Consider the following 13,905-nt stretch of genomic DNA (forward strand, 5'->3'; position numbering starts at 1 on the left):
CGCGATACTGTCAGCGCTGACAGAATATCACGTTGGGGGGCGGGACAGTTGAAGTCAGTGGGCTTAGTCGAGCTGGCGAAGATCGCAGGCGTGTCGGTTTCGACTGCCTCAAGGGCGCTTTCCAATCATCCTCGCGTGGCGCGAGGTACGCGCGAGCGCATTGTCGCGCTCGCGCAGGAACATGGCTTCCGCCTTAACCAGACCGCCAGTGCGCTGCGCAAGCAGCGTACCGGCGCGATCGGCGTAGTGGTGCCGCTGGGCCATGAGGTGGACCAGGCGCTTTCCGACCCGTTTTTCATGGGGCTGCTTGGCGGGCTGGCCGATGCGCTGACCAAGCGGGGCTACGACCTGTTCCTGTCGCGCGTGGTGCCGCAGGGACCGCGCTGGCTGGACGACATCATCGCCTCGGGCCGGGTCGACGGCATCATCCTGATCGGCCAGTCGGACCAGCTGGAGGCGATCGAGCGGATCGCTGGCAGCTACCAGCGCATGGTTGTGTGGGGTGCCGCGCGGCTGGGCTCAGACCAGATCACCGTCGGCACGGACAACGTCACCGGCGGCGAACTCGCGGCGCGTCACCTGATCGCCCGCGGCTGCAAGAAGCTCGCCTTTCTCGGCAACCCGGAAGCGCCGGAATTTTCCGATCGCTACAAGGGCTTCCACGCGGCGATCGCCGAGGCGGAGGGCGTCACCGACATGGTGGTGCCGATCCACCTGACCATGGAAGACGCCTATCGCGAGATGACCGCCTATCTCGCTGCAAATCCCGCCCCGGATGGCATCCTCGCCGCCTCCGACGTGATCGCGATGAGCGCAATGCGCGCGCTGGCCGAGCGGGGCTTGCGCGTACCGGAGGACGTGGCGGTGATCGGCTATGACGACATCCTGCTCGCCGGCTACACCACGCCGGCGCTCACTACGATCCGCCAGGACGTGGTCTACGGCGCCAACCTGCTGGTCGAGCTGCTGCTGGCGCGGATCGCTGGGCAAAATGTCGGCTCGGTGGCGATGCTGCCCGAACTGATTGTCCGCGATTCGGCCTAGGCCGGGTCGCGCACGGCGGCGCGCACCAGCAACTGGTGGAGCGCCGCGGCGATCGTGCGGGCATCGAACGGCTTCTCGATCACGGTCACCGCGTCGAGGCCGATCGGCAGGTGATCGCGGCCATAGCCGCTGACGAACAGGAACGGGATCTCCCGCGCGATAAGCGCCGCAGCGACGTCGTCGACCAGCGCGCCCTGGAGATTGCCGTCGAGCAGCACGGCATCGACCGGCGTGTCGGCGATCGCCGCCATCGCGTCGGCGGCTGTGGCAACGACGCCCGCCACCACCATGCCCGTGTCGCCGAGGATCGTCGCGAGTTCGAGCGCGACCAGCGGCTCGTCCTCGACGATCAGCACGCGCTTGCCGACCAGCGCCGCACCGCCGCCCGCCGGCAGCATCGGGATTGCTCTGCGCGCCGCGCGCGGTTCCTCGCGCAGCCGTACCGCGCTGGCATAGGGGATCGACAGCTTCCAGGCGACGCCGCCCTCGCCATAGCTAGGCACGGCACTCCCGCCCTCGGCCTTCAGGCTGCGTTCGATGAGCGCGGTGCCGAAGCCGCGCCGCGTCGGCGGTGCTGCGGCCGGGCCGCCGCTTTCCTCCCAATCCAGTTCGAGCATGCCGCCGCGCACACCCCAGCGCAGCCCCACCCGCCCCTCGGGCACCGAGAGCGCGCCATATTTGTGGGCGTTGGTCGCCAGTTCGTGGAGGACGAGCGCCAAGTGCAGCGCCGGCTCGGGCGCCAGCTCGACCAGCGGTCCACCGGTATCAAACCGTTCCGGATCGATCGTGCCGGTCTGGAGCTGGCCCTCGACCAGTTCCTGCAGGCTCGCGCCCTGCCAGGTCGTGCTGCTGAGCAGCGAATGCGCGCGCGCCAGCGAATGGATCCGGCCGATGAAGGTCGGCGCGAAGTCCGACGGCCCGGAAGAATGGCGCAGCGTCTGGGTGGCGATCGCCTGCACCGACGCGAGCGTGTTCTTCACCCGGTGGTTGAGCTCGCCGATCAGCAGCCGCTGGGTCTCCTCGGCGCGCACTCGATCGGTTACGTCGAGGATCTGGGTGTTGACCGACAGCAGCGATCCATCGGCCCCGAGCAGCGCCGAGCCATAGACCTCACAATCGAGCGTCACGCCCACCGCCGTGCGCATCCGTAGCGGCCGCATGTCGCGGATATGCTCGCCGGCGATCATCCCGCCGATCATCGCGTCGAACCGCGCGGCGTGCTCGGCATCGAGCCATTCGAGCTCGGACGGGCGCAGCCCGGAGACCTCGACCGCGCGCCAGCCGAACATCCGCTCGGCCCCCGCCGACCAGGCGATGATCCGCTGCTCGGCATCGAACTCGACGATCGCCAGCGGCGAATTGTCGCGATGCGCCTTCAGCCGGGCGAGTGCGGCGGCATGACGATCACGCTGGCGGGCAATCTCCTGCCGTTGCGCCGCCAACTCGACGAAAATCTCGACCTTGTTGCGCACGATCTGCGGATCGACCGGCTTGAGCAGATAATCGACCGCGCCGGTTTCATAGCCGCGGAAGCGCCGGCGTTCATCGGTGGCAACCGCGGTGAGGAAGATGATCGGCACGCGGCGGGTGCGCTCGGTGCCGCGCATCAGCTCGGCAAGCTCGAACCCGTCCATCCCCGGCATCTGGACGTCGAGCAGCGCCAGCGCGACATCGTGCACCAGCAGCAGCTCCAGCGCCTCCATGCCCGAGGCGGCGGTGAGCAGTTCCAGCCCCTCCTGCGCGAGCAGGGCCTCCAGCGCGATCAGGTTTTCGGGCACGTCGTCGACGGCGAGGACCTTCACCGGATCACGCATCGGCCATCGTCCGCAAGCCGACATTGGTACGCCGATAGATCCGCTCGCCCGCATCGAAATCGGCAAAGGCATCGGCATGGCGCGAGAAGCGCAGCGTCTCGCGCGCACCGAGCCCGAGGAAGCCGCCGCGCACCAGCGAGTCCCCGAACAGCCCGAGCGCGCGATCCTGCAGGTCGCGATCGAAATAGATCAGCACGTTGCGGCTCGACACGAGATGCGCCTCGGCAAACACCTGGTCGGTGGCGAGGCTATGTTCCGCGAAGACGGCGCGGGCACGGAGGCTCTTGTCGAACACTGCACCACCATAGGCCGCCGTATAGTAATCGGAAAGCGAACTATGTCCGCCGGATAGCCGGTGATTCTCGGTAAATTGCGGGATCCGCCCCAGATCGAAGATCCCCGCCTCCGCCTTGGCCAGCGCCGCCGGGCTGATGTCGGTACAGTAGAAGATCGTCCGGTCTTCCAGGCCCTCCTCGCGGAAGAGGATGGCGAGCGAGTAGAATTCCTCGCCATTGGCGCAGCCTGCAATCCATACCTTGAGAGAGGGCCAGGTGCGCAGGTGCGGCACCACCTTCTCGCGCAGCGACCGGAAATAGGCTGGATCGCGGAACATCTCGCTCACCTGAATGGTGAGGAACCCCATCAGCTCGGCGAACACCGCCGGCTCGCGCAGCAGCCGGTGCTGGAGCTGCGAGAACCCCTCGCAGCCGAAACGCTGGCACGCCCGCTCCATCCGCTTGTGCAGCGAGCTGCGCGAATAACCGCGAAAATCATACTGATAGTGCCGCCATATCGCCTCGAGCAGCAGGTCCAGCTCGATCTCCGCGTGCGGCGGAACAAGGTCGTCGATCACCGCGGCATCCACACCCGCACCAGACTGAGCAGCTTGTCGATGTCGAGCGGCTTGGCGAGATAGTCGTTGGCGCCGGCGTCGAGGCATTCCTGCTGGTCGCGTGCCATCGCCTTGGCGGTGAGCATCAGGATCGGCAGCGTCTTGCCCCAGGGCTGCTTGCGGATCTCGCGGGTGGCGGTGAGGCCGTCCATCTCGGGCATCATCACGTCCATCAGCACGAGATCGACCGGATCGGTGAGATGGCGCGCGGATTCGTCGAGCGCGTGCAGCGCCTCGCGGCCGTTGCGGGCGATGCGAACCTTGACTCCATGGGGCTCGAAAATGCTCGTGAGCGCATAAACGTTCCGGATGTCGTCCTCGACCACCAGGATCGATCGGCCCTCCAGCGCGGCATCGCGGCCCAGCGCCTTGGCGATCAGCGCCTGCTGCGGCTCGGGCAGCTCGGAGACGACCTGGTGGAGGAACAAGGTCACCTCGTCGAGCAGCCGCTCGGGCGACTTGGCGCCCTTGACGATGATCGACTTGGAATATTTGCGGAGGCGCAGCTCCTCGTCCTGGCTGAGGTCGCGGCCGGTATAGACGATCACCGGCGGGAAGCCGACGCTGTCGTCCTCGCTCAGCCGGTCGAGCAGGTCGAGGCCCGAGGCGTCCGGCAGGTTGAGATCGAGCACCATGCAGTCGAAGGTTTCCTGGCCTAGCCGCTCGAAGGTCTGCGCGGCCGAATGGGCCTGCACCGTCTCCACCTCGCGCGAGGCGAGCAGCGCCTTGACGCTTTCGGCCTGCTGCGCATCGTCCTCGACCACCAGCACGCGGCGCATCCGCTGCGACATCCTAGCCTCGAGGCCTTCGAGCATGTCGACCAGCTGCTCGCGCTTCACCGGCTTGAACAGATAGCCGACCGCGCCGCTCGACAGCGCCGCCTGGCTGTCGTCGTCCACCGAGACGACATGCACCGGGATGTGCCGGGTGCGCACGTCGCGCTTGATCCGGTCGAGCACCGACAGGCCGGTATGGTCCGGCAGGTTCATGTCGAGGATCACCGCGTTGGGCACATATTGCCGCGCGAGCAGCGCGCCCTCGTCCGCGGTGCCGGCGATCAGGCACTGGAAACCGAGGTCATGCGCGATGTCGCACAGGATGCGCGCGAAGACGGGATCGTCCTCGACGATCAGGATCACGCGGGAATCGCCCGACAGCTTCTCGCGATCGTCCTCGCACGGCTCGGCACTGCGGCGGCGGCCAGGCTTGGGATTGGAGGGCTGCGGCTTGACCGGCGCCGGGCTCGGGCTCGGCAGCGGCGCCGGCGTCTGGACCAGTGCGGGATCATAGACCTCGGGCAGGATCAGCGTGAAGGCACTCCCCTCGCCCGGCATGCTCTCCACCGCGACTTCGCCGCCGAGCAGCCGCGCCAGCTCCCGCGAGATCGACAGGCCGAGGCCGGTGCCGCCGTACTTGCGGCTCACGGTACCGTCGGCCTGGCGGAAGGCCTCGAAGATCACCTGCTGCTGCTCGGACGGGATGCCGACACCGGTGTCGCGCACCGTGAAGGCCACCCGCCCGTCGGGCCGTCGCGAGACGCTGAGCGACACTTCGCCCTTCGCCGTGAACTTGATCGCGTTCGACAGGAAGTTCTTGAGCACCTGCTCCAGCCGCTGCGGATCGGTCTCGATCTCGCCCGGTGCCCCCGCCGCCTGCTCGATACGGAACGCCAGCCCCTTGGCGGTGGCCGGAGCGCCGAACACCGCCTTGAGCTTGTCGAGCACCGGCGCGATGCGGACGCGGCGCGGCTGCAGCTCCAGCTTGCCCGCCTCGATCTTCGAAATGTCGAGAATGTCGTTGATCAGCGTGAGCAGGTCGTTGCCCGAGGTCTCGATCGTCTCGGCATGGCGGACCTGGTCGGGGCTGAGATTGCCTGCGCGGTTCTCCGCCAGCAGCCGCGCCATGATCAGCAGCGAGTTGAGCGGCGTGCGCAGCTCATGGCTCATATTGGCGAGGAACTCGGACTTGTAGCGGCTGGCCTGCTCCAGATCGGCGGCCTGCTGCTCCAGCGAGCCCTGCGCGCGGGCGAGTTCGTCGCGCTGCAGCTCCAGCGCGCGGGTCTGCGCCTCCAGCTCGGCATTGCTCTGTTCCAGTGCGGACTGCTGCGCCTCCAGCCTTGCGGCGGTGTCCTGGAGCTGGCGGCTCTGCGTCTCCAGCTCGTCATTGTTGGTGCGCAGCTCCTCGCTCTGCACCTGCAGCTCCTCCGCCTGCTTCTGCGTCTCTTCGAGCAGCGCACGCAGCCGGGCGCGGTATTTGCCCGAGCGGATCGACACGCCGAGCTGTCCGCTGACCCGCTCCAGCAGCGCCTGGACCTGCGGGTCGATCGCACCGGGGAAACCGAGTTCGAGCACGCCGTTGATCTCGCCATCGGCTTCGGTGACACCGATCATCAGCGTGCGCGGCTGCGCCTGGCCGAGCCCCGATCCGTAATAGAGATAGCCCTCCGGCACCTGCTCCAGCACGAACTGGCGACGATCGGCGATCGCCTGGCCGAGCAGCCCCTCGCCCGGCTTCACCCATTCGGGGAGCGGCGCATCGGCGGGCACGGCATAGGTGCCGCGACGCCGAAAGCCCGCGCCGCTGGGATCGCGCACGAAGATCGCGCCTGCCTGCGCGCCGCTATAGTCGGCGAGGAAGCGCAGCGCGGCGGTGGCGAGCTCGTCGAGCGGCAGCTCGCCCGCGACTGCCTTGGCCAGGCCGACCTGCCCCGATTGCAGCCATTCCTCGCGCCGGATCGCCAGCCGGTTTCGGACGAAGGCGAAGCCGATGCCCGCCAGGATCCAGATGATCGCGGTGCCGAGGATGCGGTTGACGAGCACCACCTGCGGATCGACGCCTGGCGGGGCCAGCGTGAAGCCCGCAAAGTTGAGCAGGGTCGCCAGCGCGGCGACGACCAGCGGCACCACCGGCCGCCCCGCCGTGTAGGCAATCACCGTCGGCAGGATATAGCCCGCCCAGGTCGCCGTGCCGAGCGGCAGCACCGTATCGGCGCCGAACGGCAGCACCAGCAGGGCGGCGAGCCCCGCGTAAAGGGGAAGCGTGGGCTTACGGCTGCGCTGGCTGGGCGACATATGAAATCTCAAAGGGATAGATGGGCAAGCAGGTACCCGGCTTTAGCGCCTGACCGCAACCCCGCCGTCCCAGACCCTCCTTTGGGAGGGGCTGAACCATCCCCTTCCCCATCGGTTACCCCGAAAACTTCAGGAGACGGCAGATGGCGAAGCAGACGAGCGACTTTTTCGTGGAGCGGCTCAAGGCCTGGGGCGTCACGCGGATCTATGGCTATTCGGGCGACGGCATCAACGGCGTGCTCGGCGCGCTACAGCGGGCGGAGACCGAGGGCGAAGGCATCGAGTTCATCCAGGTCCGCCACGAGGAAATGGCCGCGTTCATGGCCTCCGCCCATGCCAAGTTCACCGGCGAGCTGGGCGTGTGCCTCTCCACCGGCGGCCCGGGTGCGACGCACCTCGTCACCGGCATGTACGACGCCAAGCTCGATCATGTCCCGCTGCTCGCCATCGCCGGCCAGACCGAAACCACCGTGCGCGGCGCCAACTACCAGCAGGAGCTCAATCTCGACCGGCTATTCTCGGACGTGTGCGGCTATGTGCAGGAGGTCTCCGCCCCCGCGCAGCTGCGCCACGTCACCGATCGCGCGATCCGCATCGCCATCGCCAACCGCGACGTCACCGCGATCGTGCTGCCCAAGGACGTGCAGGACGAGCCCTACCAGGATCCGCCGCTCCAGCACGGCTTCACCCGCTCCGGCCCCGGCTATGTCCGCCCGCAGGTCGTGCCGCCTGCCAGCGCGCTCGCCCAGGCGGCAGAGATCCTCGATTCCGGGCAGAAGGTCGCGATCCTGATCGGCGCAGGCGCGCGCGGCGCCGAGGCGGAGGTGATCGAGATCGCCGAGCGGCTCGGCGCGGGCGTGGCCAAGGCGCTGCTCGGCAAGGACGTGCTGGCCGACGACCTGCCCTTCGTCACCGGCGCGATCGGGCTGCTCGGCACCAAGCCCTCGTCAGACATGATGGCGGGCTGCGACACGCTGCTGATGATCGGCACGGGTTTCCCCTGGGCCGAGTTCCTGCCCAAGGAAGGCCAGGCGCGCGCGGTGCAGATCGACATCGATCCCGCGATGCTGGGCCTGCGCTACCCGGTGGAGTGCAACCTGCACGGTGGCGCATCGGAGACGCTGAAGGCGCTGCTCCCCTTGCTCAAGCGGAAGGAGGATCGCAGCTGGCAGGAAGGCATCGTCCACGAAGTCACCAAATGGTGGAAGACGATCGAGGAGCGCGCCATGGCCGAGGCCAACCCTGTCAATCCGCAGCGGGTCGTCTGGGAGATGTCCCCGCGCCTGCCCTCGAACGCCATCGTCACTTCGGATTCCGGCTCCTGCGCCAACTGGTATGCGCGCGATTATCGCGTGAAAGCAGGCCAGCGCGCCTCGCTCTCGGGCGGGCTCGCCTCGATGGGGGCGGCGGTGCCGTACGCGATCGGCGCCAAGTTCGCCCATCCGGACCGGCCGGTGGTGGCGCTGGTCGGCGACGGCGCGATGCAGATGAACAACATGGCCGAGCTGATCACCGTCGCCAAATATTGGCAGCGCTGGGCCGATCCGCGCTTCATCGTCTGCGTGTTCAACAACCAGGACCTTAACGAAGTCACCTGGGAGCAGCGGGTGATGGAGGGCAATCCGCGCTTCCCGACCACGCAGGACATCCCGGATGTGCCCTATGCCCGCTTCGCCGAGCTGATCGGGCTGCAGGGCATCCATGTCGACACGCCCGAGACGCTGGGCGACACCTGGGATGCAGCCCTACGCGCCGATCGCCCGGTGGTGCTGGAGGTGAAGACCGATCCCGACGTCGCGCCCTTCCCGCCCCACCTCACCTTCGCCCAGGCCAAGGGCTTCATGTCCTCGATGCTCAAGGGCGACGCCGGACGTGGCGGGGTGATCAAGGAAACGGTGCGGCAGATCGCCAAGGAAATTACTGGCTGACCTCTGTACGCCGGCAGCGGTGCGGTGGGGGTGCCGACGGCCCCCCGCCGTGCAACCCCTCCACCCGCTCGCGCTGACGCTGGAGAAAGAGGTCGCGCCGCGCGGCATAGGGGTCGTCGCTCTTGCGGACTTCGTCCAGCATCGCTTCCTTGCGGTTGCGACGATCAAGAGTGCGGACCGCCGCAGAGCTGATGGCATAGGCGCGCGTGCGGAACGGACCGCCGATCGTGTAGGGCGAGGCGAAGAAGTCGACGAGCCCGCCGACCACGTCGCGCACCGTCGTCGGCCCCGCGACGGGCACGAAGAGGAACGGGCCGGGCTTCACCCCGTAAAAGCCGAGCGTGTCGGAAAAGCCGTTCGGCCGTCGCGGCAGGTTGAACGGGCAGCGCACCGCCACATCGAGCGTCCCGCCCAGCCCCACCGTCGAGTTGATCGCGAAGCGGCCGGCGGTCTCGAACGCCTTGCCCGGCTTCAGCTGGAGCAGGTAATTGGCGAACACCACCGGCTCGCGCAGATTGGCGAAGAAGTTGCGCAGGCCATAGCGCACCGGCTTCGGCACCACATGGGCATAGACGCGGGAGGCGGGTGCGGTGACCGCATCGTCGATATGATTGGTGACCGCAAAGGAAAGCGCGTTGACCTTCTCCAGCGGATCGCCCGGCGTGCGGGCGCGCGCGGAGACGACGATCTCCTGCTGCTCTCCCGCTTCGGCGCCAGCCGGCGGGTTGCCTGCGCCCTGGGTGACGCTCGCCTGCCTATCCGCTGATTGCTGTGCCTGCAGGGTCGAAACCGCGGCCACCGCAGCGGGCGGCATGAACAGCATCGTGCCGAGCATCATGGCATCGCCCGCAAACGGGAGGCGCAGACGGAAACAGGCGACCGGCGGTGCGGCAAGGGAATCTCTCGTTAACGGCTCAAAGGCAGGACGTCGCCGTCGTACTAAACCCGCACGTTGCCCGGGGAAGTGAACGGGCGTTACATCCCGAGCACCGCCCGGTCTGCCGTTGCCGCGGCGAGATCGGCCCGTGCCACCAGTGCCTGATACCGAGCATCAAGCGCGCGCAGCCGCGCGTCGGTCGCACTTTCCTCCCGCTGATTGATAAGGAAGAAGTCGCTGGCGCCCATGTCGAAGCGACGCTGCTCGGCCGCCGCCATCTTGCCCGCCAGCTCCGCCTCCTGCCCCGCGAGGTCGGCAACCTTGTCGGCGCCTTCGATGCCGATCGCGATGCCCTTCACCTCGATCGCGATCTGCTCTTCGAGCATGCGATGGCGGGTGCGCAGCCCGTCGATCTCCGCCTTGGCCTCGGCGATCCGGCCGCGGGCGCTGCGTCGTTCGAGCGGCACCGAGAATTTGACGCCGACCATCGCCTCGGCCGGGGTGCGCGACGGGCCGCCCAGCCCGATCGCGCCGACATCCTTGCCCAGCTCAGCCCCCGCATCGAGCCGCGGCTTCAGGTCGTTCTCGGCCAGGTCGAGCCGGGCGAGCGACTGGTCCATCCGCACCAGCACCGTCTTCAGGTCGGGCCGGAGGATTGGGCCCGCCTTGCGCGGTGCGATCGCCAGTTCGGGCAGTGCATCCGGCAGTTGCTCGGTGGCGGGCACCAGCGGAACGCCGTTGGCATCGCGCCAGAAGAAGGAGAGCGCGTTGGAAGCTTCGGCCAGCTTCTGCTCCGCCTGGGCGACGAGCGAACGGCGCCGGGCGAGGTTCTGGTCGTTCTCGGTGATCAGGATCTGCGGCCGCGCGCCAAGCTGCACCTGCCGCGCCAGCTGCGAGCGCCGCTTCTCGGACAGTGCCAGCAGGTCGCGATAGGCCTTGAGCCGCAGCCCGGCAATCGCCCAGGCCTGGTATGCGCCCATCGCGCGGCGCTGCACGCCGATCGCCACCATCTCGCGCTCCAGCCGGGCGACGTCGACATCCTGATCCGCGAGGCGCAGCCTGGTGCGGCGCTCGTCGGTCACCCGGTCACGGAGCAGCGAAAAGACCGCACCGACTTTGAATTCGCCGAGCTGGTTGGTGTAGGCCTTGTCCTCATAGACCGGGAACTTGCCCCGCGAGACGCGGTAGCCTGCGTAGAGTCCGCCGCCATTGTTATCCAAGGCGCGGCTGGCCTTCGCCTCCACGACAGACCCGTCATAATAGCCGAAGGGCCGCGCCTGCGCGTCGACATCGAACACCACGTCGAAGGCGCCTTCCGCGCTCAGCGCCTTGCCCTCGGCCTGGCGCTGCTTGGCCAGCGCCTCGATGATCTGGGGCGCGTTCTGCGCCGAGGAGCGCAGCACCTGGTCTAGCGTCAGCGGTCCTTGCGCCGCGGCGGGCACCGCGAGGAGCAGGGCGCAAAGGGCGAGCAGCAGCCGGATCATTTCTTTTTCTTCTTGTAGACGTCCATGCTCTTCTCCTCGGCCTTGTCGGTCGCGGTGCCGAATTCGAGCGGGAAGTCGTTGAGCTGGCGCCAGAGTTCGTAGCCGACCGGCACCGTTTCGCCCTGCACCCAGCCGCGCACCTTGGCGCCGAGGCGAACGAAGCGGTCGCCCGGCCAGGCGAGCGTGCCTGGCATCGGTTCGATCAACACGCGGAACAGCCCGTCGGGCATCGCCGAGGGGTCGACCGAGCGCACCCGCCCGTCGAACAGCCCCCAGGCCATGGACGGCCAGCCGCTCAGCTGTATCGCGGGCCAGCCCTCGAACTCCAACCGCACCCGGCGGCCGGGGCGGACCAGCGCGATGTCGCGCCCGTCGACCATCAGCTCGACCACACGTTCGGTACCGCCTTCGGGCGCCAGCGTCGCCAGCTCGGTGCCGGCGCTGACCAGCGTCGCGCCTGCGGCGGCATTGAGCGTCTGGATGCGGCCGTCGCGCGGCGCGCGGACGATCTGCACCGCCTGGCGGTTGAGCGACACTTCAATCCGGTTGAGCTTGGCCCGGGATTCGGCGAGCTTGGCGCCCTGGTCGGCGACGCGGATCTGCGCCTGTTCATAGTCGCGACGTGCGGCCAGCCCTTCGTTGAACAGCGTGCGGGCGCGGTTCACGTCGATCGAGGCGACCGCGCGGGCGCTTTCGAGCGAGGCGATTTCGGCATGGACCTGGTCGCGTTCGGCGGCGAGGCGATCGAGCAGGGCGGGATCGTTGTCCGAGATCTTGGCGATCGGGTCGCCCTTCTTCACCGCCTGCCCATCGGTGACGAACCAGCGCTCGACCCGGCCCGGCACCAGTGCGGTAACCGACTGCACCCGATCGTGCGGATCGAGTGCGACCACCTGGCCACGCCCCGGCGCGGTCTGCACCCAGGGGACATAGACCATGGTGACGCCGATCAGCGCCACGGCGATCACGATCATCCAGGCGATGGCACGGGCGATGCGCGGCGGGCGCATGGCGGCCAATGTCGGGAAATGGCCGATATGGTCAGGCCGGAAGGGCATCGCCTGCCTCCTGCGCAGTGAGGGTGGCGCGGAGCTCATCGAGCGTTTCGAAACGTGCCTGGACGGTTTTGCCCAGCCAGAGATAGCCATCGCGGCGGATCGCCTCGGGCCGGCCGGTGAAGAGGAGCACAGTGGTCTCCGCGTCGCGCAACGCGTCAAGCGCGGCGGTCAGTCGTTGCGGGGGGATCAGGTCGTAGAGCGGCCCGAGCAGCAGCACCTTCGGCCGTGCGAGCAACGCGTTGGCGAGCTTGAGCGCCATCAATTCGCCGATGGACAGCGGATAGCCAGAGGCGGCGAGCGGCGTCTCCATACCCTCGGGCAGCTGGCCGATCCGCGCGTCGAGCCCGACCAGCGCCAGCGCGTCGAGTACCCTGCCCGCCGGAATGCCGGCCCCGGCCAGCCCCAGATAGTCGCGAATGCTAATCTCGACGATGGTCGGGCGATCGAGCACGATCACGTCCGAACGCAGGCGATAGACGTCGAGCGCCTCCAGATCGACGCCGCCCACCATTACCAGCCCGCGATCGGGCTGGAGGTTGCGCTTGAGCAGCATCGCCAGGCGGCTGTCCATCGTCGGGGCGCCGACCACGACCAGCTGGCTGGCCGCCGAGATGGTCAGGTCGATGCGCGCGTCGCCGGCCTCCACCTCGCGCAGCCGGACCTCGCCATTGCCCGGCGCTTCGCTGCTGCGCGTGTGGGTCTCGTGCGGGATGGCGTAGAGCAGCGAGACTTCCTCGGCCGCCGCGACCATGTCGTAAAAGGCATCGAGATAGGTGCCGAGCTGGCCGAGCCCGTAGAACACGCCCGACAGGATCAGCTCGGCGGCGACCAGCTGGCCGATCGAGAGCTGCCCCTGCAGGATCAGCCAGCCGCCCATCGCCAGCAGTGCGGCGCTCGCGGTGGCGTAGAGCAGCAGATAGGCGCAGGTCTGGGTGAAGCTGAAGCGGAAATGGCGGCGGTGCGCGGCGACATAGGCGGCAGTCATCGTCTCCGACCCGTCCATCGCAAAGTCGAGATGGCGGCTCGACTTGTAGAAGCCGTTCGAGGTGCCGAGCCCCTCGAGCCAGCGCGCCGCATCATGCTTGGCATGGCTAAGCGCTACCGCCGAGCGGATCGCGCCCGGCGACCAAAGCTGCCAGATCAGCCACACCAGCGCGATCAGGATCACGTTGAAGCCGAGGAAGAACGGGTGGTAGAAGCTCGTCACCACCAGCCCCACCACCGATTGCAGCAGGATGGTGAAGCCGCCGATGACGAGGCTGGGCACGCTCTTCTGCACCGTCATCAGGTCGAAATAGCGGTTGAACAGATCGACTCGGCGGGCATCGGCGAAGAAGGGGTTGCGGGCGTGGACCGCGCGGATGGTGATTTCCGCCATGGTGCGCGCGAAGATCCGCCGCTCGAACAGCGCCATGATGTGGACGCGCAGAGCCGAGAGGATCATCACGATCAGCAACAGCGTGAACAGCAGCGCGGAGAGTGTGATCAGCGGCGCGGGCAGCGCGATCTTGGCAACGCTGTTGATCAGCAGCTGCACAGAGATCGGCGTCGCCAGCGAGAGCAGGCTGATCGCGATGCCATACACCATCGCCAAGCGGAGGTAGCCACCATCGGGGCCGATCACCTCACCCAGCCAGCCGCGCACCTGCCCCCACCCGATCTTCTGTTTCGCCATCGCTCCACCTTCTCCCTTCCAGATCGATGAAGTGCGGGCCGTGCGCGATAAGCACAATGGCA

General features: G+C 68.0%; 9 protein-coding genes. 2 read left to right on the top strand and 7 right to left on the bottom strand.

Going from position 1 to position 13,905, the window contains the following annotated elements; genetic code table 11:
- Positions 1-57: 57 nt before the first annotated feature.
- Positions 58-1,044: a LacI family DNA-binding transcriptional regulator gene (locus tag ABIC35_RS18435; RefSeq protein ID WP_121076089.1), complete on the top strand. Its 987-nt coding sequence runs from the start codon at positions 58-60 to the stop codon at positions 1,042-1,044.
- Here ABIC35_RS18435 and ABIC35_RS18440 read toward each other — a convergent pair.
- The 3 genes from ABIC35_RS18440 to ABIC35_RS18450 are packed head-to-tail and all read right to left on the bottom strand — an operon-like array spanning position 1,041 to position 6,821.
- Complete coding sequence (locus ABIC35_RS18440; RefSeq protein WP_121076086.1) at positions 1,041-2,858, bottom strand: response regulator; 1,818 nt, start codon at positions 2,856-2,858, stop codon at positions 1,041-1,043. The genes ABIC35_RS18435 and ABIC35_RS18440 overlap by 4 nt on opposite strands.
- A complete protein-coding gene (locus tag ABIC35_RS18445) occupies positions 2,851-3,723 on the bottom strand; it encodes a CheR family methyltransferase (protein ID WP_121076083.1) in 873 nt (290 codons plus the stop codon). The genes ABIC35_RS18440 and ABIC35_RS18445 overlap by 8 nt, the downstream gene beginning before the upstream one ends.
- Positions 3,708-6,821: a response regulator gene (locus ABIC35_RS18450; protein ID WP_121076080.1), complete on the bottom strand. Its 3,114-nt coding sequence runs from the start codon at positions 6,819-6,821 to the stop codon at positions 3,708-3,710. The genes ABIC35_RS18445 and ABIC35_RS18450 overlap by 16 nt, the downstream gene beginning before the upstream one ends.
- A 143-nt stretch (positions 6,822-6,964) precedes the next feature.
- Here ABIC35_RS18450 and ABIC35_RS18455 point away from each other — a divergent pair, with 143 nt between their 5' ends.
- Positions 6,965-8,749, top strand: coding sequence for a thiamine pyrophosphate-requiring protein (locus ABIC35_RS18455; RefSeq protein WP_121076077.1), 1,785 nt, complete (start codon positions 6,965-6,967; stop codon positions 8,747-8,749).
- Here the strand turns inward: ABIC35_RS18455 and ABIC35_RS18460 are convergent.
- The 4 genes from ABIC35_RS18460 to ABIC35_RS18475 form a co-directional block, all read right to left on the bottom strand.
- On the bottom strand, positions 8,739-9,587 hold the full coding sequence (locus ABIC35_RS18460) for an MlaA family lipoprotein (protein ID WP_121076074.1): 849 nt from the start codon (positions 9,585-9,587) through the stop codon (positions 8,739-8,741). The genes ABIC35_RS18455 and ABIC35_RS18460 overlap by 11 nt on opposite strands.
- 137 nt (positions 9,588-9,724) lie before the next feature.
- Positions 9,725-11,110 carry a TolC family protein gene (locus ABIC35_RS18465; protein WP_121076071.1) on the bottom strand — a complete coding sequence of 462 codons (1,386 nt, stop codon included), beginning with the start codon at positions 11,108-11,110 and terminating at the stop codon, positions 9,725-9,727.
- Complete coding sequence (locus ABIC35_RS18470; protein WP_121076068.1) at positions 11,107-12,168, bottom strand: HlyD family secretion protein; 1,062 nt, start codon at positions 12,166-12,168, stop codon at positions 11,107-11,109. Before ABIC35_RS18470 ends, ABIC35_RS18465 begins: the two co-directional genes overlap by 4 nt.
- Positions 12,152-13,843, bottom strand: a complete 1,692-nt coding sequence (locus ABIC35_RS18475; RefSeq protein ID WP_121076065.1) for an ABC transporter ATP-binding protein — start codon at positions 13,841-13,843, stop codon at positions 12,152-12,154. Before ABIC35_RS18475 ends, ABIC35_RS18470 begins: the two co-directional genes overlap by 17 nt.
- Positions 13,844-13,905 lie beyond the last annotated feature (62 nt).

This window comes from Sphingomonas trueperi, from assembly GCF_040545965.1.
Lineage (GTDB): Bacteria > Pseudomonadota > Alphaproteobacteria > Sphingomonadales > Sphingomonadaceae > Sphingomonas > Sphingomonas trueperi_C.

Bases quoted from the DNA above. Each gene is read 5' to 3' on its own strand.
- ABIC35_RS18460 (WP_121076074.1), bottom strand. From the start codon at position 9,587: ATGATGCTCGGCACGATGCTGTTCATGCCGCCCGCTGCGGTGGCCGCG.
- ABIC35_RS18450 (WP_121076080.1), bottom strand. From the start codon at position 6,821: ATGTCGCCCAGCCAGCGCAGCCGTAAGCCCACGCTTCCCCTTTACGCG.
- ABIC35_RS18440 (WP_121076086.1), bottom strand. From the start codon at position 2,858: ATGCGTGATCCGGTGAAGGTCCTCGCCGTCGACGACGTGCCCGAAAAC.
- ABIC35_RS18470 (WP_121076068.1), bottom strand. From the start codon at position 12,168: ATGCCCTTCCGGCCTGACCATATCGGCCATTTCCCGACATTGGCCGCC.
- ABIC35_RS18455 (WP_121076077.1), top strand. From the start codon at position 6,965: ATGGCGAAGCAGACGAGCGACTTTTTCGTGGAGCGGCTCAAGGCCTGG.
- ABIC35_RS18475 (WP_121076065.1), bottom strand. From the start codon at position 13,843: ATGGCGAAACAGAAGATCGGGTGGGGGCAGGTGCGCGGCTGGCTGGGT.
- ABIC35_RS18465 (WP_121076071.1), bottom strand. From the start codon at position 11,110: ATGATCCGGCTGCTGCTCGCCCTTTGCGCCCTGCTCCTCGCGGTGCCC.